The organism is Variovorax sp. KBW07 (assembly GCF_003852515.1).
GTDB lineage: Bacteria > Pseudomonadota > Gammaproteobacteria > Burkholderiales > Burkholderiaceae_C > Variovorax.
In genome coordinates this window covers 22,147-45,613 of the sequence record NZ_QAJK01000072.1, presented here as the reverse complement: position 1 = coordinate 45,613, position 23,467 = coordinate 22,147, and the positions used below count along the sequence as shown (strand labels likewise).

The window sequence follows — 23,467 nt, the reverse complement described above, 5'->3', positions numbered from 1 at the left end:
TGGTGTACCGCTGATCAACGACCACTCTGATGACGCTCACGCGGATGGTGTGCTCTGCGCAGCGAAATAAAGGAGGAGCGAAGCGGGGGACATTCGCGGAGCAGAGCACACCGTCGGCGTGAGCGGCGCCCTGAACAGCACACGCCAAACACAACGCAGCAACAACAGACCGCCACGAAGGCGTATCAATCCTCCGCGGGAGTTTTCTTCTTCGACGCGCCGCCAGTGATGCGGTCCTTCAGCGTCAGCACACGTGTCACGGTTGCGCCCATTCCCATGAGCTTCATGACGGTTTCGGGCGACAGGCGCTGCACGTCGTCGAACCACTTCATCAGCCGGTCGATCAGCTCGTGCATCTCGCGCATGCGCTCCTGCGCGTGACGCTCGGCATCGCTCGTGGGTGATTCGAGCAGCGCACTGCGCAGCATCGACAACGTCGGTTCGATCTCGCGTCGGCGACGTTCTTCGGCCAGCACGCGAAAGATTTCCCACACGTCCGAGGGCGCCTCGAAATACTCGCGCCGGTCGCCCGGGTGATGCCGCAGGTGTACCAGCCGCCAGGCCTGCAACTCCTTCAGGCCCATGCTCACGTTCGAACGCGAGAACTCGAGCAGTTCGGCAATTTCGTCGGCGTTCAGTGCGCGCTCGGACAGAAAGATCAGCGCGTAGATCTGGCCGACGGTGCGGTTGATGCCCCATTTGCTGCCCATTTCGCCGAAGTGCGCGACGAACTGGCGGTTGAGAGAGGGGAGGTCGGAGGAGTTGGGCATGCGCCGGATTGTCGCGCCGGATTGCTGGAAGTACGGAAGTTTCCGAAAACTCCAGAAGAAAGAAAAACCGGACGAATACCCTGTTCTGGGGATGTTGCTGAAACACTTAGTTAACAAAAATCAACATTTCCTGACTGCTTGCGCCGTTTCGGTGCGCGACAGGCGCTCGCGGCGAGCGCGTCAGGGGGCAAAACATGGCACGTTGCCGGCGAATCAGCCATGCGGCATTCGGCTTTTGCCATTGCCCTGATTTTGGGGCGCAGAGAAAAACGACGGGGGAGATCAGATGAACAAGAATTTCCGCAGCATGTGGAATGCATCCATCGGCGCATGGGTGGCCGTTTCGGAAACCACCAGGGCGCGAGGCAAGCGCAGCGGCTCGAGCGCAACCACGAGGGTCGGCGCGTCCGGCCTGCTGCTGGCGGCAGCACTGTTCGGGTCGGCCGCTCCTGCATTCGCCAACTGCACACTGAGCGGCGGCATCAATGTGTGCACCGGCGCCTCCCCCAGCAGCATCCTTGTCACGACCGGCACCGAACTGCGCAACCAAGGCACCATCGGCCTCTTGGGGGAGAGTGGGTACGGAGCCTATTCAACCGAGTCGAACGTGACGGTCACCAACACCGCCACCGGCACCATTCAAAGCGATGCAATCGTTTCCCTGACCGGCGCCAACAGCAAGTTCCAGAATTTCGGCGGCTATGCATACGGCTTCAACGGCGGTGTTGTCCTCGCCAACACGGGAAGCTCCGTCATCAACCAGCAGGGCGGCACGATCGGCAGCAAGGGGAGCTACGGCATCTTGCTGCAAAACGGCGGGGAGATCCTGAACACAGGAAGCAGCAAGATCATGGGAGGCGCCTTGAGCGCCATCATGTCGACAGGCGGCCCCACCAAGATCACCAATGAGAGCGGGTCGCTGATTTCTGCCCCCAACACCGCCATCGGCACGAGCGGCTCCACGACCCTGATCAATTCGAGCCAGATCAGCGGCAACGTGCTCCTCGGCGCCAACGGCGCCAACGACGTCCGCCTGGCCGCCGGGGGGCAGATCGCGGGTCACCTCAACATCGCGGGGGCCGACTCGCTGCTCACGCTCGACGGCGCGAGCGGTACCACCGGGGTGTACTCCAATGCGGTGACTGGAGACACGACGTTCACCGGCAATCTCGTGAAAGTCGGCGCCGGCCGCTGGGAACTGGATCGCACGACCACACCGGGCAGTTCGTCGTTCGCACCGGGCAACGTGTCGGTTGCGCAGGGAACGCTCAGCGTCGGGGCCGCGGTCAGCCTTGGCGCCACTGCAGCCGTTCAGGTCGTTTCGGGGGCCATCCTCGAACTCAAAGGCGCCAAGCTCGCGAACGTGATCAGCGGCGCGGGCTCGCTGGTGGTGAACGGCCTCACCACGAGCAGCCTTTCGGGCAACAACACCGGCTTGGCGGGCGGCGTCACGCTGGCTTCCAGCGAGCTCCTGCTCGGCCATGAAGCCGCACTCGGCAGCGGTGCGCTGACAGTTTCGGGCGCCAGCGGCCTCGACTGGACTTCGGCCGTGAATTCCCTGAACAACAACGTGAGCATTGCCGCCGGCGGGAATCTGGCGCTGCAAGGCAAGAGTTCGCTGGCGATGCTCGGCGCGTTGTCGGGGGACGGCTCGCTGACGAAGAACGGCAGCGGCACGCTGGTGCTGGCGGGCGCCAACACCTACAGCGGCGGCACGACCGTCGGCGCGGGCACGCTGCAGGTCGGCAACGGCACCACCACCGGCAGCATCGTCGGCGATGTGTTGAACAACGGCGCGCTGGCCTTCAATCGGTCGGACGACATCAGTTTCACTGGCGTCGTCAGCGGCACAGGCCGTGTGACGCAGTCGGGCGCGGGCACGCTGACGCTTTCGGGCACCCACACCTACGGCGGCGGCACGACCGTCAGCGCGGGCACGCTGCAGCTCGGCAATGGCGGCACCACCGGCAGCATCGTCGGCAACGTGCTGAACAACGGCACGCTGGCCTTCAATCGGTCGGACGACACCAGTTTCACAGGCGTCGTCAGCGGCACAGGCCGTGTGGCGAAATCTGGCGCGGGCGCGTTGACGCTCTCGGGTGCCAACACCTACGAAGGCGGCACATCGGTCAACGCCGGCACGGTGAACGCCGAGGTCAGCGGCGCGCTGGGCACCGGCGCGGTGGCCGTGAGCTCGGGCGCCAAGCTGAACTTCAACGGTACCGCGGACGCGCGCAACCTGCAGATCACCCTGGCAGCGCCCGTCGGTCCTGTCATCGACATCAGCAACGTTGCGTTCAACAACAACAGTTCGGCGGGCAACGCCACCTTCGTCGCGAACCCCTTTTCCAGCGTGACTTTCAATCACGGCTCGACCGCGGGCAACGCCGTCTTCGAGAACCGCGGTGGTGACACCACGTTCTTGTTCAGCGCCACCGCCGGCAACGCGCGCATCACCAATTTCGCGGGCGGCGCAACCTACTTCTGGGACACCTCTTCGGCCGGCCAGGCCACGATCACCAACGAGGCCGGCGGCCGGATCGGCTTCAACTACAGCGCCACGGCCGATCAGGCCACCATAGTGAACAAGGCGGGCGGCGAGGTTCACATCAGCAGCCTGAGCGCAGCAGCCGGCACGGCGATCGGTTCGCTCGAAGGCGCCGGCGATGTGCTCCTCGGCACGAAGGCACTGACCACGGGCGGGCTGAACACCAACACCGAAGTCTCCGGCGTCATCTCCGGCGTGGACGGCTCCCTCGTCAAGGCCGGCTCCGGCACGCTGACGCTCTCGGGCGCCAACACCTATACCGGCGGCACACAAGTGAACGCCGGCAAGCTGAGCGTGAACAACACCACCGGCAGCGCCACCGGCACCGGCAACGTGCAGGTTGCAAGCGGCGCCACGCTGGCCGGCAGCGGCATCGTCACGGGTGCGGTCACCATCGCCGACGGCGCATCGCTCGCCCCCGGCAACAGCCCGGGCACCCTGACCACCGGCAACCTGACCCTGAACAGCGGCTCGTTCCTGGTCTACGAGCTGGGTGCCACAGGCGAAAGCCTGCTGAGCGACCTGGTCAAGGTCAACGGCAACCTGGTGCTGGACGGCACGCTCAACGTGACACCGTCGGCCGGTGGCAGCTTCGGCCCCGGCCTGTACCGTCTCTTCAAGTACACCGGCACGCTGACGGACAACGTCCTGAACCTCGGCACCACGCCGGCCCTGCCGGGCGACCTGTACGTGCAGACCTCGATCGCCAAGGAGGTGAACCTGATCAACAGCACGGGCATGAGCCTCACCTTCTGGGACGGCAGCGACCCAAGCAAGTACAACGACAGCACCGCCGGCGGCGGCAGCGGCACCTGGCGCCTCGGCGCGCCCAACGACGGCTGGGCCGATGCCGACGGCAAGCTCAACGTCGCCTGGAAGCAGAACGGCTTCGCCATGTTCGGCGGCACGGCCGGCACCGTCACGGTGGACAACGGCGGCGGCGACGTCGTCATCGGCGGCGCGCAGTTCTTCACCGACGGCTACGTGGTGACCGGGGACGCGCTCACGCTCGGCAACGCCAGCACCATCGTCAAGGTCGGCGACGGCACCGCATCCGGTGCGAGCATGAAGGCCACCATCAACTCCGTGCTCACCGGCGCGGGCGGCCTCACCAAGGACGACTACGGCACGCTGGTGCTCACCGGCGCCAACAACTACACCGGCGGCACGCAGGTGAAGGCCGGCGTGCTGCAGGGCAATACCACCAGCCTGCAGGGCGACATCGTCAACAACGCCAACGTCACCTTCGACCAGTCGGCCAGCGGCACCTTCGGCGGCACGATGAGCGGCACGGGGAGCCTGCGCAAGATCGGTGCTGGCGAGCTGTTGCTGGCATCCGTCAACAGCTACAGCGGCGGCACGAAGATCGATGGCGGCAGCGTGAGCGCGAGCGTGACCGGCGCGCTGGGCACCGGTCCGGTGGATGTCAACAGCAGCGGCTACCTGGCGTTCACCGGCAATGCCGGCGCGGGCGACCTGCACTTCACCACCGCCGCTGCCAGCCCCGGAGTCAACGGTGGCAGCATCGACTTCAGGGACAGCACCTCCGCCGAACACGCGAGCTTCATCAACTTCAAGGGCGGCAACGTCACCTTTGCGGGCAACTCCACGGCGGGCGACGCCGTGTTCGACAACCGCGGCGGCAGCGTCACGGTGTGGAACAACGCCACCGCGGGCAATGCGCGTATCGTCAACTCGGCGGGTGGTTCGACCAACATCTGGGACGACGGTTCGGCCGGCCAGGCCGTCATCACCAACGAGGCGGGTGGCTCGCTCGACATGCAGGACAACGGCATGGCCACGCAGGCCACGGTCGTCAACAAGACGGGCGGCTTTATCAGCATTCGCAGGCTGACGTCGGCCGGCACCACCATCGGCTCGCTCTCGGGCGGCGGCGAGGTGCGGTTGGGCGCCAAGGCGCTGACCACCGGCAACCTCAACACCAGCACCGAAGTCTCGGGCGTGATCTCGGGCGCCGGTGGTTCGCTGGTCAAGGTCGGCACGGGTGCGTTGACGCTCTCGGGCGCCAACACCTACACCGGCGGCACCGCGTTGCGCCAAGGTCGCCTGAACGTCGGCCACAGCCAGGCACTGGGCACCGGCACGCTGACGATGGACGACGACACCACGCTGGGCTTCAGTGCCAATGGCGTGACGATCGCCAACGCGATCAAGCTCACGGGCCAGCAGGACCCGATCATCGACACGGGCGCGTTCGACGGCGGGCTGAGCGGCGGCATCAGCGGCGGCGGCTTCATCACCAAGCAGGGCACGGGCACGCTGACGCTGTCGGGTTCCAACACGTACACCGGCGCCACCAACGTGGCGCAAGGCACGCTGAAGGCAGGTGCGGTGAACACATTGAGCGCAGTCTCCGCGCACAGCGTGGCAGCCGGTGCGACGCTCGACCTCGCGGGCTTCAACCAGAGCATCGCTTCGCTGGCCAACAGCGGCACCGTGTCGCTGGCCGGCGCAACGCCGGGCACGACGCTCACGGTCAATGGCCCGTATGTCGGCAACAACGGCGTGCTGAAGCTGGGCACCGCGTTGAACGGCACGGGCCCATCGGACCGCCTTGTGCTCAACGGCGCGACGGCGGTTGCCAGCGGCAAGACCACCGTGCAGATCACCAACATCGGTGGCCTGGGCGCATTGACCAGCGGCAACGGCATCGAGGTGATCACCGCGCAGAACGGTGCCAAGACCACCGCGCAGACCACCAAGGACGCGTTCTCGCTGGCCGGTGGCCATGTCGATGCGGGCGCCTACGAATACCGCCTGAACGCAGCCGATGCCAAGGGCGCGGGCGAGAACTGGTACTTGCGCTCCACCATGAATGCGGTGTCTCCGGGCAACCCGGCGGGCTTGCCGGTCATCACGTACCGCCGTGAAGCGGCGCTCTACGCCGCACTGCCGAACCAGCTGCGCCAGGGCAACCTGGCGATGCTCGGCGACCTGCGCAAGCGCGTGGGCGACGACGATGTGAAGGGCACGGCCACCGCACCCACGGGTTCGGACCGCCGTGCGTGGGCACGCGTTCTGTCCACCGACATCGACATCCAGCAGGGCGGCGCCGTCTCGCCCACGAGCAAGGGCCGCCTGACCGGCTTCCAGGCCGGCACCGACTTGCTCGCCACGTCGAACTGGCGCGCAGGCATCTACGTCGGCCAGCTCGATGGCGATGCACGCGTCAACGGTTTTGCCAGCGGCATCCGCAACCTGGGCGTGGGCCGCAACGACCTGCGCAGCCAGTACGTCGGCGTGTACGGCACCTACACCAGCGACAGCGGCTTCTACGCCGATGCGGTGGTGCAGTCGGGCCGCCATCGCTACACGGTCGAGCCGAGCCTGGGCGCTGGGGTAGGCGGCAAGGGCAACAGCCTGCTGGGCTCCATCGAAGTGGGCCAATCGTTCGCGATCGGGAACAGCGGCTGGAGCGTGGAACCGCAACTGCAGTTGATCCACCAGCACCTGGACCTTGGCAACTCGCTGATCTCCGGCGCCGTGGTGCAGCCGCAGGCGGACAACGGCTGGCTCGTGCGCGCAGGCGTTCGGGTGAAGGGGCAGGTCGATACCGGTGTCGGCACGCTGCAGCCGTACGGCCGCCTCAATGTCTACAAGACTTCGAGCGGCATGGACGTCGCACGCTTCACGACCGGCACGACCACCACCGACATTGGCGCACCCACCGGTGGCACGAGCACCGAGCTGGCAGGCGGCTTCACGCTGGCACTGAGCCAGACGACCAGCCTCTATGGCGAAGTCGGCAAGCTCTGGTCTTCGGGCGGCGACGCCAAGGTCAAGAGCGGAATCAACGGTTCGCTGGGCGTTCGCGTGAAGTGGTGAGCGGTTGAGCGGGCTCCTCGCCGGAGCCTGCTGAACCCGCCGTGCCTGATGCGCCTGATGCCCCAGGCAGGCCAGGTTCGTGGCGCCGCCGGTACGAACCCGGCGCGCCACCGGTCCAGGTCTTGAAGGCGCGCTGGAAAGCCGCGCTGTCGGCAAAGCCCAGCTCGTCTGCCAGCGCCGCGAGCGGCACGGTGCTGGTGTTGAGCCGCACGATGGCAAGGTCGCGCCGCAACTGGTCTTTCAACGACTGGAACGATGTGCCTTCCGTCGCCAGATGGCGCTGCAGCGTGCTCACGGACAGGTTGAGGCTCTTGGCGGTGGTCGCGAGGTCGGCCCAGGCGGGCCGGTTCTGTTGCAGCACCGCGCGCACGCGTGCGCTCACCACCTGTTCCGCCAGCCGGGGCAGGATCACGTTGGCCGGCGCCTCCGCAAGGAACAGGTTCATCGCATGCATGTCGCGGTGCATCGGCGTGGCGAGCGCGCTGCTCTCGAACCACACGGCCGAGCAGGGCTGGCCAAATTTCAGCGGCCCGGGAAAAACCTTCGCGTAGCCCTCCGCATAGGGCGGCAGCGCAAAGCCGAAATCGAAGCGCCGCGCCGCCAGCCGGCCGCCGTGCAGCCACGCGGAGAGCCGCCAGTACACGCGCAGCATCAGCTCGTGCAGGAAGTTCATGTGCGTGGCGGCCGGGTCGTTCACTTGCAGCCCGAAGCCCGCGAGCGAGCCGTCGCGCAGCAGCACCAGCGTCAGGTCGTCCTGCAGCAGGCTGAAGGTGTGGGCCACGCGGCGCAGTGCCACCTCGAAGGTGGGCGCGCCCAGCGTGGCGCGCGTCATCAGCGCAAAGCTGCCGCGCCGCATGCGGCGCGAGAGGAAGCACAGGCCCTCGTCGTCCAGCCGGTCCATCAACAGCGCGAACAGGGCGACGTACTGTTCGGCGGTAACGCGCGATCCCATTTCTTCGAGCAGTGCCGGCGCAATGCCGGCGTCTTCCAGCGCGGCATTGGCGTCGATGGGCGCGGCATCGCCCCGGGCGCGGATGCCGGAAAGCATGCCCTGGACGAAGGCGATGGGAATGGTGACGGGTGGTTGCAGCATGGCGCAGCGATCAGACCCGAAGCATGCCACCGTGTCGATTGATGTTTTCGGCAATGCGAACGATGCGAAACGCCATCGCAGGGGCGGAGCAGGGCTCGTACCATTTCGCCATCAAAAAAAGACGAGACAACCGACATGAACAACCACAGCGAAGGCATTGCCTGGAGCCTGCAGGACGACATCGGCCGCATCGTGCTGAAGCGGCCCGAGCGCGCGAATGTGCTCGCATCGACAAACTCCCCTTCGTTGGTGAGGGCCATCGACGAGCTGCTGGAGCGCAAGCCGCGCGCCATTCTCCTGACCGCCGAGGGGCGGGTGTTCTGCGCGGGCGGCGACATCGACGAGTTCGTGGCGGCTGGCGAGAAGCTGCCGGAGCTGGTGGACACCATCCTCGACAGCCTGCATCCGGCATTGCTGCGCCTGGCGGCCAGTCCGGCGCCGCTGGTCGTGGCCGTGAACGGGCCCGCAGGCGGCGCGGGCGTGGGGCTGGCGCTGTGCGGCGACTTCGTGCTGGCGGCGGAGTCGATGAAGCTACGCACGGGCTATGCGGCCATCGGGCTGTCGCCGGACGCGGGGGCTTCCTACTTCCTGGCGCGGCGCGCGGGGCCGGTGCGGGCGCAACAGCTGCTGATGCTCAGCGATGCCGTCGACAGCAAGCGTTGTCTCGAATGGGGCATCGTCGATGCGGTCTACCCGGACGCCGAGCTTGCCGCCGCGGCCGAAGCGCTGGTGATGCGGCTGGCAAGCGGTGCCAGCGCATCGTTCGCGGGCATCAAGGCGCTGTGCGCCGGTGTGCCGGGCCGGTCCTTCGAGGCGCACCTGGCAATGGAGCATGAGCTGCTGCGCAAACGTGCGGGCAGCGCAGATGCTCGCGAAGGCGTGGCGGCGTTCGTTGCCAAGCGGGCGCCACGCTTCACCGGCCGCTGAAGCGCTGCTTCAGGCTGTCGGAGGCTTCGGCGGTTCGCTGGCGTTGCCAGTGCCACCGGTGCCGCTGGTGCTGCCACCAGTGCTTGTGCCGTTGAAGTCGCCCGCCACCGGTGCCGTCGCCACGACCGCCGGCTCCTTCTTCTTGAACACCTTCGCGATGCCCCAGAGCGCGGCGCCGACCGCCACGACGGCGAGCTTTGCGAACTTGGCGAAGAAGGCCAGCACCAGCGCGAACAGGCCCAGCTTCTTCACCGCCACGCCGGCCACCAGCGCGGCCAGGCCGTAGGCGGCCACCTTGTCGGTGGACGCGTTGAAGTCCGCGTACTTCTTGCCGTCGTCGTACTGCAGCGCGGCGAGCAGCTTGGCGGCGTCGGGCTTGTACTTGTCCAGGTCGTTGGCGTTGGTGATGAGGTTCAGGCTCAGGTAGCCATCGCGGCCCAGCGCGTAGGTGTTGTAGTTGACGCCCTGGTTGCCATCGGTGCCGCCCTTCCTTTTCGACAGGGCCGACCACACCAGGCGGTGTGACTCTGCCTCGTACAGCGGCTTCTGTGCCCAGCCCGTGACCTCGATGCCCGGAATGCCGCGCTTGGCGCGCTCTTCGTTGGCGGCCTCGGTCCCTTCCTTCAGGCTCTTGAGCAGGTCGTCGGCGTTCCAGTCTTTCGCGTCGTCGTCCTTGATGTAGCCCTCTTTCACGAACTTCACGACGGCCATCCAGTCGGCGTCGTCAGCGGGAAAGATCGCGCCGATGAATGTGTCGTCGGTGCGGTTGCCCATGCTGCGCATCAGTTGCGCGGCGGCGGGCGTCGGCACCCAGACGTAGCCGGCCGGCAGGTGCAGGTGGGCCTGGTCGCGCAATGCAATTTCGGCGGGCCCGATTTTTTGAACGGCCTTCGCGGCCTTGAAGGCGGCTTCCTGTTCGGCCTCCAGTGTGCTGGCGGCGGAAGTGGATGCAGTGGCGCCGGTGGTGTCGGACGATGACGCCGCATGGCCTGCAGGAGCCACGAAAGCGGCGCACGCGAGCAGCAGGCCGGCCGTCAGGCGGGCAGTGTGAATACGCAAGTTCTCTCTCCTCGGTTGTTATCGATTTTTCGAGCCGGGAGAGTTTATCTAGCTCAGGTGTCGCTCCACTTGCGAAGCAGGTTGTGGTACGTCCCGACAAGGGTACGGCGCGCCGATTCGTCGGCGCCGCTCTGATTGAGCCGCTGGATCGCGTTGTCCATGTCGAACAGCAATGCACGGTCGCCGGCATCGCGCACCAGGCTCTGCACCCAGAAGAAGCAGGCCACGCGCACGCCGCGCGTGATGGGCGTCACCTGGTGCAGGCTGGTGGCCGGGTACAGCACCATGTCGCCGGCCGCAAGCTTCACGGTCTGCATGCCGTGCGTGTCTTCCATCTGCAGCTCGCCGCCGTCGTAGCTGTCGGCATCCGACAGGAACAGCGTGGCCGACAGGTCGGTGCGCAGCTTGCGTCCGCTGCGCGGGTCGATGCGCACGCCGCCGTCCACGTGCAGGCCGAAGCGCATGCCTTCGCTGTAGCGGTTGAACATCGGCGGGTACAGCAGGTTCGGCAGCGCGGCGCTGATGAAGGTCGGGTGGCGTTCGAGCGCGCTGGCCACGATGGCCTGGCATTCGTGCGCCACCGCCGATCCTTCGTCGATCTGCTGGTTGAACTTGACCGGCGCGCCCTGGTGGCCGGCGGTCACACGGCCATCGACCCAGGCATCGCCCGCCGCATCGAGGCGCGCGCGAACCGCCGCGAGCGCTTCGCGATCCAGGACACCGGGAATGCACACCAGCATGGCGAATCGGTCTTTCGGCCCGTAGGCTCGATCAAAGGTGATAGGTGAACGACACCGTGGCGGCGCGGCCCGAGCCCGGCACCGCACGGCCGCCATCCGATGGAATCAGCGCGTCGTAGTAATGGCGGTTGGCCAGGTTGAACACGTTCAGGCGGATGTCGTACTTGGGCTGATGGTAAGCCACCATCGCGTCCAGCCGTGCGTAGCCGCCCACCTGAACCAGGTCGGTGTTGTTGGCGAAACGCTTCGCGCTGTAGGTGGTGCCGCCACCGATTTCCCATTCGGGCGTGATGGCGTAGGTGGCCCAGAGGCTGGCCGCGTCCTTCGGCGTGTTGGCGGGCGTCTTGCCGAGCGTGCCGGGCGCGATGCCTTGCGTGATGGTGGCGTCCAGGTGCGTGTAGGCACCAAACAACTGCAGCTTGTCCGTCACGCGGCCCGCCACGCCGGCGCGCACGCCGTTGACGCGCACGGTGCCGGTGGCGCTGTAGGTGCCGTCGCTGTTCTGCGAGCGCGCGTTGGTCTGCGTGATCTGGAACGCGGCCGCCGTCAGCGAGAGGTTGCCGTCGTTCATGTCCCACTTGCCGCCGGCCTCGTAGGCCTTGTTCTTCTGCGGCGGCAGCGGCTGCGTGCTGCCGGTGGTGGCCACCAGCTGTTCGAGCGAAGGGTTGAACGACGTGCTGTACGACACGTAGTACGACTGCTCGGGCGTCGGTTGCCAGATCGCACCGGCGCGCACGCTGGTGAAGTCGACGGTCTGGTTTTCTGCCGCGAGCGTGGTGGCGCTGGTGACCGTGTTGCGGATGTTCGCGCGGTAGTGGTCTTGCCGCACGCCGCCCACCAGCTTCCACTGCGGGTTCAGCTCGATGGTGTCGTTCACGTAGCCCGCCACCGTGGTGGCGCTGGCCGTGGCCAGGTTGCCGGGCAGCGACGGCGCGGTGACCGGCGTGTTGCCCTGGTAGGGCGCGAGCAGCGGCGAGCAGGTGGCATAGCCGCTCGTGCCGCCGGCGGGGTTCAGCGCCACGCCGGCGCAACTGCCGTTGCGGTAGTAGGCCTGGTTGTCGTAGGTGTCGTGGCCCAGTTCAAAGCCCGCGAGCAGCGTGTGCTTGATGGAACCCGTCTGGAACTTCGTGTTGAGCTCGGTCAGGTTGAACAGCGACTTGTCGTGGATCGTGCGGTCATGGCTTTGCTGGCGCACCCACAGGCTTTCGAGCGGCAGCGTGGTGAAAGCGGCGGCCGGCACGGCGGTGGTACCGGTGGAAAACGGCGTGAACACACCCTTGGCCGACAGCGTGCCGATGCTCTGCGGCGCCGTCTCTCGCGCGTCGGTGGTCACGTCGTTGTACTGGGTCTGGTTGCGGATCGACGTGTCGGCCGTGAGCTTGTGCTGCACCACCGCGCTGAACGCCCGAATGTCGGAAATCGTGCGGTCGTCGCTGAAGCCGTAGGCCAGGTTGCGGTCGACCTTCACCGGATGGCCGTTGAGCGGCGGCACGCCGTAGTCGGGCTGGTCGCGGTTGTGCTGCACCAGCGCGGACAGCGTGACCTGCGTGGGGGTGTTGATGCCGAACTTCAGCGACGCATCGAGGCCGAAGTCTTTCAGCTTGGTCTGCTCGCGCGTGCTCGCGTCGCCTTGCTGGCCCATGGCCGCGATGCGGAAGGCCGAGGTGTCCGACAGCGGCCGGTTGATGTCGATGGTCGAGCGCACCAGGCCCGTGGTGCTGGCCGACAGCGAGACCTCGCCCGCGGGCGTGAGCGACGGTTTCTTGGTGACCTGGTTGATCACGCCGCCGGTGGAGCCGCGGCCGAACAGCATCGACGAGGGGCCCATCAGCACTTCGACCGATTCGAGCGCGAAGGTGTCGCGGTAGTACTGCGCGCGGTCGCGTGCGCCGTCAAGAAAGATGTCGGTGCGCGCCGAGAAGCCGTTCAGGTTGATGTTGGTGCCGATCTGCCCGCCCTCGGCGCCACCGATGGTGAGGCCCGGCACGTTGCGCAGCGCGCTCGCCAGCGAGGTCGCGCCTTGCGATTGCATCACCGCCTGATTGATCACGGTGACCGACTGCGGTGCGTCGCGCAGGTCGGCCGGCAGGCGATTGAGCGACGACGGGTTGGCGCCGAAGCCGGTCTTGTCTTGCGCGCCTTGCACCTGCACTTCGCGCAGCGTGCCCGGCACCGAGGTACCCGCGGCGGACGAGGGCGACGACGACGATGCGGCACTCGGGGCCGTGGGCTGGGACGCCTGCTGCGCGAAGGCGGCGGGCAGCGAGGCGAAGAGGCCGAGCAGGGCCACGGCGACGGGCGTGCGGCGGCGCATCAGGCGCATCGGGCGTACCAGGTGAAGAGGGCGGGTCATCGAAGAGGCTTTCCAGAAGATGTGCGGGCGACGGTGCGGTTGCAATGCAGTGCATGCAAACGAAAGCACCACTGGCCGCAAATTCTGGCTGCGAATAGCTCTTATTTGAAGTTTTAACTGGCCCGGTGTTTGGCCGGAGAGACAGCGCCCCGTCTTTACCTGGCAGGTCAGGTGGAAGACAGATTCGCCATCTGGGTACCCCGTCGCGCGAGTGCGAAAAACTTGGCGTGCGCTCGGTCAGAATCGCCGTTCGCCCGCCATTTGTCTCTTTTTGAAACAACGCTGCGGCACACTGGCCGCCCGTTGATATCCGCAAACCGCGATTTCCGATGACCACCACTTCTCTCCAGGCCTGTGCGGACAACGTGCGCCGTGCCATCCGCTCCGCCACCACCGGCCTTGTCGGCCGCGAGCAACTGGCCGAGCTCATCGTGCTGGCCGCCGTGGCGCAAGAGCACCTGCTGGTGGTCGGCCCGCCCGGCACTGCCAAGAGCGCGGTGGTGCGGCGCGTGGCGCAGAGCCTGGGCGGGCGCTACTTCGAATACCTGCTCGGTCGGTTTACCGAGCCTTCCGAGCTGTTCGGCCCGGTGGACCTGAACAAGCTGCGTGCCGGCACGGTCGAAACCGATGTGAGCGGCATGCTGCCCGAGGCCGACGTGGCCTTTCTCGACGAAGTGTTCCTGGGCTCCACCGCCATCCTGAACACGCTGCTCGGCGTGCTCAACGAGCGCCGCTTCCGGCGTGGTCACACGCAGCTGCATTGCCCGCTGCGCGTGTGCGTGGGCGCGGCCAATGCGCTGCCCGACGACGAAGGGCTCGCGGCTTTCGCCGATCGTTTTCTGCTGCACGTGTTCATCGAGCCGCTGCCCGACCACCAGCTGGAAGCCATGCTCAGCGGCGGCTGGCGTTCCGACCACGCACCGGTGGGCACGGGCACCGCGCTGGCCGACCTCGACACGCTGTGCCAGCAGCTCGGGCAGGTCGACCTGAGTGGTGTGCAGCCGGCGCTGGCCAATGCCATCCGCAAGCTGCGCCAGTCCGGCGTGCAACTGTCGGACCGGCGCATCGTGAAGTCGCAGCGCCTTCTGGCCGCGGCTGCCGTGCTGGCGGGCCGGCTCGAAACCACCGAGGCCGACCTGTGGCCGCTGCTGTACGTGCTGCCCACGCAAGAGGCCCAGCAAAGCGCGCGCGACGTGCTGCGCGACGCCTTCGCCAATGCCCACCATCCACACCTGCTGAGTGCGGTGGAAGAAGCCACGCTGCAGCCGCTGTCGCGCGCCGCGCGGCTGGCCGAAACCGCGCGTGCCTGCCTCGAGGCCGAACCCGCCTCGGCACGCGCGCAGGCCGAGAGCGTGCTGCGCGAGATCGATGCCAACTTCAACAGCGAGCAATTGCCCGAGCCCCTGACCGGTTTGCGCGGCCAGCTCGTCGAACGTCTGGCCGCCGCGGCTGCATGAGCCTGGCGACAACGTTCGAATGGCGCTGGCGGCCCCGCGCCGAAGCACCGCCCGCGCAGGCGGCCGTGGCCTGGGGCACGGCGGCGCGCGCGCTCCATGCGCGGTTGCGTCTTCTCGAACCCGAACAGCAAGCCGGTCTTTCGGCCACGGCCAGCCGCGAGTTGCTGGTCGTGGTGGGCGAGGGCGGTGCCTTGCCCTGGGTCGACGGCATCGCCTATGCAGCGCCTTGCGCCGAAGCGCCCGGCCTCTGGCTGCCGACGCTCGAAGCGCCCGACCTGCCCGCGGACCTGATCGCGCGCAGCCTGCAGCGCCATCACCCGGGGCGCCAGCCCTTGCTGCTGTGGGCCAGGCCCGAAGCCGTGCTGCCGCTGGACCGGCTGATGCCGCTGTCGCCCGCGCTGCTTGCACGCATCGAGGCGCACTGGGCGGGAGGCGCCGCATGAGCACGACGACCGCAACGGCCACCGAACTGCCCGAGGCGCTCAAGCCATGGCATCCCTGGCTCGAATGGTTCGGTCTGGAGATCGCAGCCGAACTTGGCGCGCTCATCCAGCGCATGCAGCCGCTGCTGGGGCGCTTCCAGGGTCAGACGCGCGGCGGACAGCCCGAGCCCGATGGGCTGGACGACCTGCGCCGACGCGGCCGCTACGAACGCCTGCTGTCCACCGAGTGGCTGCTGGCCGATGAGCTGCCCGACGAGTTCCTGCGCCGCGCGGCTTCCAGCGAACATCTTTTCCTGGCGCCGCGTCCGCGTTCGCGCGAGGCCGAAAAAGGCATCGTCGCGATCTTCGACGCAGGGCCGCTGCAACTCGGCGCGTCGCGCCTGGGGCAACTTGCGCTGTGGATCCTGCTCGCGCGCCGGGCCGCGCTGAGCGGCGGCGCGCTCCGCTGGGGCGTGTTGCAGTTGCCGGGCCAGTTGCACGACGCGCACGACGCGCGCCAGCTCAAGGCGTTGATGAAGAGCCGCAACTTCGTGGTGGGCGATGCCGGGCAGGGCGAGGCCTGGCGGGAGGCGCTGGCCGAACTGCCGCATCCACCTGGCGAAAGCTGGCTGATCGGCGCCGCGCCGGTGGAGCCGCCCATGGCCGAGCGCTGGACCAGCCACCGCATCCGCCTGTGCCGCGCGGTGCAGGGCGATGTGCTCGAGGTCTCCCTGAGCGGACGCGATGCGCTGCGCCACGCGCAGTTGCCGTTGCCATCGGTGAAGGCTGCCGTGCCGCTGTTGAAGGGCGAGTTCGCCCAGGCGGCACCCGCCACCGTGCACCAGCGCCATCGTGGCCGCATCTCGCTGCAGCGGCCGCCGTTGATCTCTTCACAGGGCACGCACGTGGCGGTGCAGTTGCTCGACGAGCCCGGCGTGGTGGTGTTCCCCGTTGCGAGCCTTGCGCAGCGCAAGGCCGGCAAGCCGAGGTATCAACGCTGGGGCGACCGGCTGGAGCCGCTGACGGCCATGTTCGCGGGCAAGCGCCTTGGCGCCTTGCTGGGCTTCGAGCGCTCGATGTATTTCTGGCAGGTCCAGGGGCTGGGCAATTTCGTCGCGCCCGAACCCGAGGTGTTCCGCGCACCGCCCGGGCTCGGCGTGTGGCTGCCCTCGGTCTGGCTGCACAGCGCGCAGAAGCAGTGCGTGTGTGTGATCGATCGGGACGGCCGGTTGGTGGCCTGGGAGGCTTTGAGGAACAGCACGCCGTCTCTCGAGCCTGGCCCTCCGAAGCTGGTCGACCAGCGCGTGGTGGGCATGCTCCAGTGGGCCGATGGCGGCCTGGTCTACGCGACCATCCGGTCGAAGCAACTGGTGCTGTGCTACCTGGGCGTCGAAGTGTCGCCCTCGACCGTGCTCACGGTCTGCGCGGGCGCGGACGACACCGTGGTTCTCTTCGGCGGCGGCACGCAGTGGCGGCGCGGCATCGGCAGTTGCGCGGTGCGCACCTACAGCACCACCAGCGGCAACGAAACCTGGCGGGTGTACGAGCCCACGCCGCTTGCCACCACTGCCGGCATGCGGCACGTCGAGGCTTCGAGGGCCTGGACGAGCTTCGAGCTGAACATTCACCGCGGCGTCGCGCTGGTACACGACACGAAGAAGGCGCGCTTCGTCATGTTGAGCCTGTCGCCGGAGCGGACCGCGCTGGTGCTGCATGCGAAAGACGCGTCCCCTGAAGTCATCTACGTCGCGCCCGAGCGCATCGAGAAGATCAGCGTCTGCCCGAACACCGGGCTGGCCGTCATGCTGACCGTGCACAAGAAGGTCATCTTCTATGTGGTGCCCGAGCGCTCGTTGCGCGCGGTGCTGCATGGCGAAGGAGCGTCCGATGCGAATGCCTGAACCCGGGCAACGCATGCCGGCCGCGCAGGTTCACCGCCCCGTGCTCAAGGGCCGGCAGTCGGTGGCGGGGCTGTGGTTCTCGTCGGAGTGGCTCCCTGAGCCGCTGCGCGCGCGGCGCATCGTCGAGGCATGGCGCGTGGGGGCGCAGCTGTTCCGTTTCGCGGAGGGCGACCTGCTGCGCTTTGCGGCTCCGGTGTCGCTCGATTGCGACCGGCTCGCCGGCTGGCCGCTGCGGCGCGAAGGCGCCGCGCTGTGTTCGGCCGAGCTCGACCGAAACGAGCGCGCCGCATTGCCCATGGCCGACATCTGGCTCGTGCAGGGCGGCGAGGTGCTGGCGTTGCAACTCTCGCAGGCCACGCCATTCGACGTTTCGATGTGGCTCGATGCCGGCCCGGCGTTGCTCGACACCTTCGATTGCCGGGAGGCCTTGCCCCAACCGGTGGTACTCGATGCCGAAGGGCGCTCGGTGCGCGACGTGCTGGGTGACGCGATTCCGCCGGCCAGCGACGAGCAACTGGAATTCCTCAAGTCCATGGCCGAGCGCGCGCGCGACATGGAGGCCCGCCGCGGCGTCATGAAAACCGGTGCGCCCGCACGGCGGGCCAGCGGCCCCACGGGCTGGGCGGGCTCGGGCAATGTCCACAAATGGTGGGGCTGGGCGCTGGTCGCGCTGGCCCTGCTGGCGTTCTTTCTTTCCGGCGGAAAGCAGGCGCCTTCGTCGGTGGACCTGACAAAGCCGAGCGCCTCGCGCCACGAGCCCTCCATGCAGCTCGACGCGTCGTCGATCGGGGTTGCGATCGCCACGCTGCTGATCGTGGCCCTGGTGATCTGGGCGATGACCCGTGTCGAAGCGCGGCGGGCGCGCCAATCGAAGGGCGGCAGGCCCGCGAGCAAGCCTGCTACATCCGCGCGGCCCGCTCCGTCGCCTTCATCGCCTTCGCCCTCACTGAAGCCTCGCGGCAATGCAACGCCGTTGCGCTCGCGCTGGCGCGACTGGATGGCGCGCATGGCCATCGCTTCGCAGCTCTCGAAGCTGCTGGGCCGGCAGCAGGCTGCGTACATGCGGCGCATGCTCAAGATGTTCGACGACGGCGATCTCATGGAGGCCTTGCGCCACGCGATTCCGCTGGGCGGCGAGGGCCACGACGTCGGGCAGGCCTTCGGCACACCGGGCCGGCGCGACAGCCTGTCGCTCAACGGATCGAACGGGCCGCGTTCGGGCATCTACGTCGACGACAACTTCCAGGAGCACCTGCGGCAGCTCTATCGCAAGAGCTTCGAGAAGCTCGACCGCGACGGCCGCATCGACGAGGCCGTGTTCGTGCTGGCCGAGTTGCTGCAGGTACGGCAGGAAGCGCTCGACTACCTGGAGAAGCACCAACGCCATGCGCAGGCCGCCGAGCTTGCGCTGGGCTGGGACCGCCCGTCCGAAGTCATCGTGCGCCTGCTGTGCCTGGCCGGCGACTGGCGCCGGGCCATTGCGGTGGCGCGGCGCGACAACGCCTTTGCCAACGCCGTGTTGCAACTGCAGGCCAAGTGGCCCGAGATGGCCAACCGGCTGCGTGAAGAATGGGGCGAGGCGCTGGCGCAGCGCGGCGAATGGCTGAAGGCCGTGGACGCTGTCTGGCCCGTGCCCGCCGCGCGCGAAAAGGCCGTGGCCTGGCTGCTCGCCGCGGAGGCTGCCGATGGCCGGTTGGCGGCCCGGGCGCTGGTGCAGCGCGCGCTGCTGTTGCCCGACACGCTCGATGCCTGCGCGGAGCGCCTGCGGGCCCTGCGCGACGATCCGCTGCTGCATCGCGAGCGCGCCGCCCTTGCCAGCGAGCTGCTTGCCGTGGCCAGCCACACCGCCACCTCGCGCGGCCTGATGGCCGTGCTGATGCCCGCGCTGCTCGCCGACCACGCGGGCGGGCACGGCCGCCTCGACAAAAAGGCCTTCCAGGCACTGCTGCGCCTCAATGCCGACCCTCTGTTGCAGGCCGACATGCCGGGCGGAGAGATGCCCGGTTTTCAAGCCAGGCCACTCGTCAAGCAGCCAAGGCCCCTGGTGCTCGATGCGCCCGCGGCCGGCGCCCACGCGGTGCACGATGCGGCGCTGCTCGACGATGGCCGCTACCTGCTGGCGCTCGGTGAAGCGGGCGCCGTCATGACCGACACCACGGGCCACGTGCTGGCCCGTTTCGCGGCGCCGGCCTACCGGCTGGTTCCCGCCTACAGCGGGCAGGTCGCATTGGCGCTCGCACAGCGCGATGGCCTGTGGCGCGTGAGCCGGCTCGACCTGGTGCAGCGCCAGATCGACGACCTGGGGTTCGCCGCCATCGACCATTTCGTGACCGAGTTCGACGGCATCGGCTGGACCGTGGCGCGCGGCAACCGCATCCAGGTGCTCGACACCGGGCGTTCACTGCAGGACGTGCTGTGGCAGGTGGCCGACCTGCCAGGCGAGGTGGTCGAGCTCACCGCGACGCGCCACCTCGAGCAGTTCGTGGTTCACGACGACGTGCTGGGCCCGAGCCTGTGGCGCTACCAGTGCGAACTGCGGCGTCTGCTGAGTCGCGAGCGCATGGACTTCTCGGCGATCCCGATGTCCAAGCACATGCTGCATCCACAGCTCGGTGCGTTTCGCCTGCTCGGCGAGACCGAGGAGGGCGGAACCCTGTGCCTGCGGTGGCGGGTTGTCGCCGGCATCGAAGGCGTGGTTCGCGTGCCCGACCATGCGGACGCGCCGGAGGGCACGGCGCTGGGTTTCTGGGTCGACGGCGATTGGCTGGTGATGCTGCGGTCGGCATCCGGCAATTGCACCCTGCAATGGCTGGTCCTTGGCGGCGGCCGTGCAGCCGCCACGCTGGCGTGGCCCGACGGCGAGCCGGGCATGCGCGCTGTCGCCAACGGCTGGCTGGTGTTCGACGGCCAGGGCCGCGTGCTGCACCTGGACACCGAGCGCAGCGTGGCGACCGGCTTCGCGATCCGCTGACCTGTTACTTCCAGGGCGTCGGCGGCGGAATCTCGCACACCGGCTCGACGTCGATGCTCTTGAAGTCCGCGGGCGACACGATCTCCAGGTACTCCATGTCCGGCGAGTAGTCGAACAGAAAGTGCCGGATGCCCGGCCGCTGGTGCACCACGTCGCCGGCCTCGACCAGCGTTTCCTTGTCTTCGTACATGAAGCGCGCCCAGCCCTTTACCATGATCACGATCTGGAAGTCCGCCTCGTGCCGGTGCCAGCCGGTGCCCGTTTCCGGTGCCATGTTGGCCTTGACCAGATGCGCGATGACCTTGCCGTTGGTGGCCTCCGCAATGCCGAGGTCGCGATAGAGAAAGAAGTCGCGCAGGCCGCCTGACACGAACTCGGTGTCGCCGGGCTTCACATGAGAAAACTGGGTGACAGTACGGTCCAGCATGGAGCACTCCTTGGCAAGTGGTTGTTGTGCTGCGCTGCAGCACGCATAAAGCGTTCCCGGCCCAAAAAAGGGAGGCTGCGGCACAAGCGGCACAAACCCCACGGCAAGCGCCCGGATGCGCCGTACCGCGTACCGGGCGCTCTCCAAAACAGTCAAGGCCGGTGAACCAGCGCCCCTCCAAAGCAAAGGGAAGACAGCTTGACGCCGGCGCCAGAGAAATTTTCTTGACGCCGTCCGCGCCCTTTTTGTCGATTTCGGCCATCGCCGTTCGACCAAGGGTGTTCCCATTCCATCTTCAAGGAGATCCCGCATGAAATACCTCTGCCTCGTTCATTGCGACGAAGCGGTGTTCCGCACGATTCCGCCCGACGAACTCAGGGCGCTGAACGAAGAATCCATGGCCTACGACCGCGAGCTTGAAAGGAGCGGCCACTTCATTGCCGCCGAGGCCCTGGCGTCGGTGAAGTCGGCCAAGGTCGTTCAGGTGCGCAACGGCAAGCGCTCGCACGTCGACGGCCCCTACGCGGAGGCGCGCGAGCAGCTCGGCGGCTTCATCCTCGTCGAGGCCCGCGACCTGAACGCCGCGATCCAGATCGCCGGCCGCATTCCGATGGCGCGCTACGGCGCCATCGAGGTCCGGCCCATCGAGAACATGGAAATCATGGAAAACCCGGAGGGGAATGCCGCATGAGATACCTTTGCCTCATCTACGGAACCGAAGAACAGACGAGCCACTTCTCGTCGCACGACATGGACATGTACATCAACGAACACATCGACTACGACGCGCGGTTGCACGCCCGCGGCAAGCTCGTGGCCGCCGAGGCGCTGCAGCCCGCCGAAACCGCGGCCACCGTGCGCATGCGCCACAACAAGCTGTCGGTCACCGACGGCCCGTTCGCCGAAACCAGCGAGCAGCTGGGCGGCTTCTACCTTGTCGAGGCCGACAGCGAAGAAGAAGCGCTCGAGCTCGCGGCCGGCATTCCGTCGGCGCGCTTCAGCAGCATCGAGGTGCGGCCGGTCAAGTCGATTGCTGCCAGCCAAGGCGGGCAGCCCGGCCACGGCAACGAGGGAGGTCGATGAGCGTCGCCGCCCCCGCATCGCCTCCCGCCCGCGCCACGGCGCGTGAATGGACCGGCCTGGCCGTCATCGCGCTGCCGTGCATGCTCTATTCGATGGACCTCACGGTGCTGAACCTGGCGATTCCGTCGATCAGCGAAGAGCTCAAGCCCACGGCTTCGCAGCTCCTGTGGATCGTCGATATCTACGGCTTCTTCGTGGCCGGCCTGCTGGTCACCATGGGCACGCTGGGCGACCGCATCGGCCGGCGGCGCCTGCTGCTGATCGGCGCGGCCGCGTTCGGCGTGGCCTCGGTGCTGGCGGCGTTCTCCACCACGGCCAACATGCTCATCGCCACGCGCGCGCTGCTCGGCGTGGCGGGGGCCACGCTGGCGCCGTCCACGCTCTCGCTGATCCGCAACATGTTTCTCGACCCGGCGCAGCGCACCGTGGCCATCGGCGTGTGGATTTCCAGCTACTCGGCGGGCGCCGTCATCGGCCCGGTGCTGGGCGGCGTGCTGCTGCAGTTCTTCCCCTGGGGCTCGGTGTTTTTGATCGGGGTGCCGGTGATGGTGCTGCTGCTGGTGCTCGGGCCGATGCTGCTGCCGGAATACAAGGACCCCGACGCCGCGCGGCTCGACCTGCTCAGCGTGGCGCTGTCGCTGGGCGCGGTGCTGGCCGTCATTTACGGCATCAAGCAGGTGGCGGAGCACGGGCCCGACGCGGTGTCGCTGCTGTCGATTGCCGTGGGCGCGGTGCTCGGCTGGGTGTTCGCGCGCCGGCAGGGGCGGCTGCCCAATCCGATGATCGACCTGCGGCTGTTCAGCCTGCCGGCCTTCAGCGTTTCGCTGGGCGCCTACATGCTCGCGTGCTTCGTGATGTTCGGCATCTTTCTCTACAACGCCCAGTACCTGCAGCTGGTGCTCGGCCTCTCGCCGCTGCATGCCGGCCTGTGGAGCATGCCCAGCGCGGGCGCCTTCATCGTCGGTTCCATGGTGGTGCCGGCGCTGGCGCGGCGCATGCGGCCGGCCTTCGTGATGGGCGGCGGCCTGGCCGTGGCGGCGCTGGGCTTCGGCATGCTCGTCGTGCTGCCCGCGCAAGACGGCCTGGCTTGGATGGTGAGCAGCGCCATCATTTCTTCGCTCGGACTGGCGCCGGTGTTCACGCTGGCCACCGACCTCGTGGTGGGCAGCGCGCCCCCGGAGCGCGCGGGCGTGGCTTCGGCCATTTCCGAAACCAGCTCGGAGTTCGGCGGTGCGCTGGGCATCGCGATTCTCGGCAGCATCGGTGCGGCCATCTACCGCGGCACCATGGCCGACGCCGTGCCGGCAGGCCTGGCGGGCCCGGCCGAAGTGGAGGCGGCACGCAGCACGCTCGGCGGCGCGGTCGCGCTGGCGGGGCAACTCGCCGGGAGCACGGGCGCCGAGCTGCTGGACGCGGGCCGCGACGCCTTGCTGCACGGCATGCGCCTGACGGCCGGCATCTGCGCGGCGGTGCTGCTGCTGGTGGGCGGGTTGGTGGCGGTGCGGCTGCGCACCGTCGGGACCGGTGGGGCCAGCAGTGCCGGCGTGGAGGACGCATCGCCGCCCGCCACACCGGGTGCCGCCGCATTGCCGGAGCGCTGACGAAACCCCATACTGCAGCTTCCACGACGCAATGACCGGAGCCTTCCATGAGCAACGAACTGCGCAAGAAGCTGCATGACCTGGCGGAACTGTCCGACAACACCACCGACCCGCAGACCAAGGCCATCGTCGAGGCGATCCGGCTGCAGACGGCCGTGCTGAACGAGCGGCTGTTTTCCATCGAGCTGCAGCTGGGTACGCTCACCCGGCGCATGGAAAACACGCCCGAAAGCACGACCAACTGAGGGGGACGCCCCTTTGTGGGGATA

At 67.8% G+C, this 23,467-nt stretch carries 17 protein-coding genes; 11 read left to right on the top strand and 6 right to left on the bottom strand.

Annotated features, from left to right (window positions below):
• Positions 1-185: 185 nt before the first annotated feature.
• Positions 186-770 (bottom strand): GbsR/MarR family transcriptional regulator, encoded by a 585-nt coding sequence (locus tag DBV14_RS15825; protein ID WP_124460112.1) that lies wholly within the window; start codon positions 768-770, stop codon positions 186-188.
• Between DBV14_RS15825 and DBV14_RS15820 the strand changes: the two genes are divergently transcribed.
• Both DBV14_RS15820 and DBV14_RS15815 read left to right on the top strand, forming a co-directional pair.
• Positions 769-1,020 (top strand): hypothetical protein, encoded by a 252-nt coding sequence (locus DBV14_RS15820; RefSeq protein ID WP_124460111.1) that lies wholly within the window; start codon positions 769-771, stop codon positions 1,018-1,020. The two genes, DBV14_RS15825 and DBV14_RS15820, sit on opposite strands and share 2 nt — an antisense overlap.
• Before the next feature lie 36 nt (positions 1,021-1,056).
• The gene (locus DBV14_RS15815; RefSeq protein WP_124460110.1) at positions 1,057-7,164 is read left to right on the top strand and encodes an autotransporter-associated beta strand repeat-containing protein; all 6,108 of its coding nucleotides are present in this window, start codon (positions 1,057-1,059) and stop codon (positions 7,162-7,164) included.
• Here DBV14_RS15815 and DBV14_RS15810 read toward each other — a convergent pair.
• Positions 7,130-8,257: an AraC family transcriptional regulator gene (locus tag DBV14_RS15810; protein ID WP_124460109.1), complete on the bottom strand. Its 1,128-nt coding sequence runs from the start codon at positions 8,255-8,257 to the stop codon at positions 7,130-7,132. The two genes, DBV14_RS15815 and DBV14_RS15810, sit on opposite strands and share 35 nt — an antisense overlap.
• Positions 8,258-8,392: 135 nt before the next feature.
• Between DBV14_RS15810 and DBV14_RS15805 the strand changes: the two genes are divergently transcribed.
• Positions 8,393-9,184, top strand: a complete 792-nt coding sequence (locus DBV14_RS15805; protein WP_124460108.1) for an enoyl-CoA hydratase/isomerase family protein — start codon at positions 8,393-8,395, stop codon at positions 9,182-9,184.
• A 9-nt stretch (positions 9,185-9,193) separates the two neighbouring features.
• On the opposite strand, the gene DBV14_RS15800 is transcribed toward DBV14_RS15805, so the two are convergent.
• The 3 genes from DBV14_RS15800 to DBV14_RS15790 are packed head-to-tail and all read right to left on the bottom strand — an operon-like array spanning position 9,194 to position 13,336.
• Complete coding sequence (locus tag DBV14_RS15800; RefSeq protein ID WP_124460107.1) at positions 9,194-10,243, bottom strand: DUF2167 domain-containing protein; 1,050 nt, start codon at positions 10,241-10,243, stop codon at positions 9,194-9,196.
• A gap of 53 nt (positions 10,244-10,296) precedes the next feature.
• Positions 10,297-10,983 (bottom strand): Fe2+-dependent dioxygenase, encoded by a 687-nt coding sequence (locus DBV14_RS15795; protein ID WP_124460106.1) that lies wholly within the window; start codon positions 10,981-10,983, stop codon positions 10,297-10,299.
• A 31-nt stretch (positions 10,984-11,014) separates the two neighbouring features.
• Complete coding sequence (locus DBV14_RS15790) at positions 11,015-13,336, bottom strand: TonB-dependent siderophore receptor (RefSeq protein WP_260397062.1); 2,322 nt, start codon at positions 13,334-13,336, stop codon at positions 11,015-11,017.
• Between the two features lie 329 nt (positions 13,337-13,665).
• Between DBV14_RS15790 and DBV14_RS15785 the strand changes: the two genes are divergently transcribed.
• From DBV14_RS15785 to DBV14_RS15770, 4 genes are read left to right on the top strand one after another with little or no spacing between them, the layout of a single operon-like run.
• Positions 13,666-14,793 (top strand): AAA family ATPase, encoded by a 1,128-nt coding sequence (locus DBV14_RS15785; protein ID WP_124460105.1) that lies wholly within the window; start codon positions 13,666-13,668, stop codon positions 14,791-14,793.
• Entirely contained in the window at positions 14,790-15,236 is a 447-nt protein-coding gene (locus tag DBV14_RS15780) for a hypothetical protein (RefSeq protein ID WP_124460104.1), read from the top strand. Before DBV14_RS15785 ends, DBV14_RS15780 begins: the two co-directional genes overlap by 4 nt.
• A complete protein-coding gene (locus tag DBV14_RS15775; protein WP_124460103.1) occupies positions 15,233-17,116 on the top strand; it encodes a hypothetical protein in 1,884 nt (627 codons plus the stop codon). Before DBV14_RS15780 ends, DBV14_RS15775 begins: the two co-directional genes overlap by 4 nt.
• A complete protein-coding gene (locus DBV14_RS15770; protein WP_124460102.1) occupies positions 17,103-20,087 on the top strand; it encodes a bpX6 domain-containing protein in 2,985 nt (994 codons plus the stop codon). The genes DBV14_RS15775 and DBV14_RS15770 overlap by 14 nt, the downstream gene beginning before the upstream one ends.
• Before the next feature lie 4 nt (positions 20,088-20,091).
• Here DBV14_RS15770 and DBV14_RS15765 read toward each other — a convergent pair whose 3' ends face one another.
• The gene (locus tag DBV14_RS15765; RefSeq protein WP_124460101.1) at positions 20,092-20,514 is read right to left on the bottom strand and encodes a cupin domain-containing protein; all 423 of its coding nucleotides are present in this window, start codon (positions 20,512-20,514) and stop codon (positions 20,092-20,094) included.
• A 310-nt stretch (positions 20,515-20,824) separates the two neighbouring features.
• On the opposite strand from DBV14_RS15765, the gene DBV14_RS15760 reads away from it, so the two are divergent.
• The 4 genes from DBV14_RS15760 to DBV14_RS15745 are packed head-to-tail and all read left to right on the top strand — an operon-like array spanning position 20,825 to position 23,443.
• A complete protein-coding gene (locus tag DBV14_RS15760; RefSeq protein WP_124460100.1) occupies positions 20,825-21,205 on the top strand; it encodes a YciI family protein in 381 nt (126 codons plus the stop codon).
• Positions 21,202-21,597, top strand: a complete 396-nt coding sequence (locus DBV14_RS15755) for a YciI family protein (protein ID WP_124460099.1) — start codon at positions 21,202-21,204, stop codon at positions 21,595-21,597. Before DBV14_RS15760 ends, DBV14_RS15755 begins: the two co-directional genes overlap by 4 nt.
• Entirely contained in the window at positions 21,594-23,198 is a 1,605-nt protein-coding gene (locus DBV14_RS15750; protein ID WP_124460098.1) for an MFS transporter, read from the top strand. The genes DBV14_RS15755 and DBV14_RS15750 overlap by 4 nt, the downstream gene beginning before the upstream one ends.
• A gap of 47 nt (positions 23,199-23,245) precedes the next feature.
• On the top strand, positions 23,246-23,443 hold the full coding sequence (locus tag DBV14_RS15745) for a hypothetical protein (protein WP_124460097.1): 198 nt from the start codon (positions 23,246-23,248) through the stop codon (positions 23,441-23,443).
• The last annotated feature ends 24 nt before the right edge of the window (positions 23,444-23,467 follow it).

Bases quoted from the DNA above. Each gene is read 5' to 3' on its own strand.
- DBV14_RS15820 (WP_124460111.1), top strand. From the start codon at position 769: ATGCGCCGGATTGTCGCGCCGGATTGCTGGAAGTACGGAAGTTTCCGA.
- DBV14_RS15825 (WP_124460112.1), bottom strand. From the start codon at position 770: ATGCCCAACTCCTCCGACCTCCCCTCTCTCAACCGCCAGTTCGTCGCG.
- DBV14_RS15815 (WP_124460110.1), top strand. From the start codon at position 1,057: ATGAACAAGAATTTCCGCAGCATGTGGAATGCATCCATCGGCGCATGG.
- DBV14_RS15810 (WP_124460109.1), bottom strand. From the start codon at position 8,257: ATGCTGCAACCACCCGTCACCATTCCCATCGCCTTCGTCCAGGGCATG.
- DBV14_RS15805 (WP_124460108.1), top strand. From the start codon at position 8,393: ATGAACAACCACAGCGAAGGCATTGCCTGGAGCCTGCAGGACGACATC.
- DBV14_RS15795 (WP_124460106.1), bottom strand. From the start codon at position 10,983: ATGCTGGTGTGCATTCCCGGTGTCCTGGATCGCGAAGCGCTCGCGGCG.
- DBV14_RS15790 (WP_260397062.1), bottom strand. From the start codon at position 13,336: ATGACCCGCCCTCTTCACCTGGTACGCCCGATGCGCCTGATGCGCCGC.
- DBV14_RS15785 (WP_124460105.1), top strand. From the start codon at position 13,666: ATGACCACCACTTCTCTCCAGGCCTGTGCGGACAACGTGCGCCGTGCC.
- DBV14_RS15780 (WP_124460104.1), top strand. From the start codon at position 14,790: ATGAGCCTGGCGACAACGTTCGAATGGCGCTGGCGGCCCCGCGCCGAA.
- DBV14_RS15775 (WP_124460103.1), top strand. From the start codon at position 15,233: ATGAGCACGACGACCGCAACGGCCACCGAACTGCCCGAGGCGCTCAAG.
- DBV14_RS15770 (WP_124460102.1), top strand. From the start codon at position 17,103: ATGCGAATGCCTGAACCCGGGCAACGCATGCCGGCCGCGCAGGTTCAC.
- DBV14_RS15765 (WP_124460101.1), bottom strand. From the start codon at position 20,514: ATGCTGGACCGTACTGTCACCCAGTTTTCTCATGTGAAGCCCGGCGAC.
- DBV14_RS15760 (WP_124460100.1), top strand. From the start codon at position 20,825: ATGAAATACCTCTGCCTCGTTCATTGCGACGAAGCGGTGTTCCGCACG.
- DBV14_RS15755 (WP_124460099.1), top strand. From the start codon at position 21,202: ATGAGATACCTTTGCCTCATCTACGGAACCGAAGAACAGACGAGCCAC.
- DBV14_RS15750 (WP_124460098.1), top strand. From the start codon at position 21,594: ATGAGCGTCGCCGCCCCCGCATCGCCTCCCGCCCGCGCCACGGCGCGT.
- DBV14_RS15745 (WP_124460097.1), top strand. From the start codon at position 23,246: ATGAGCAACGAACTGCGCAAGAAGCTGCATGACCTGGCGGAACTGTCC.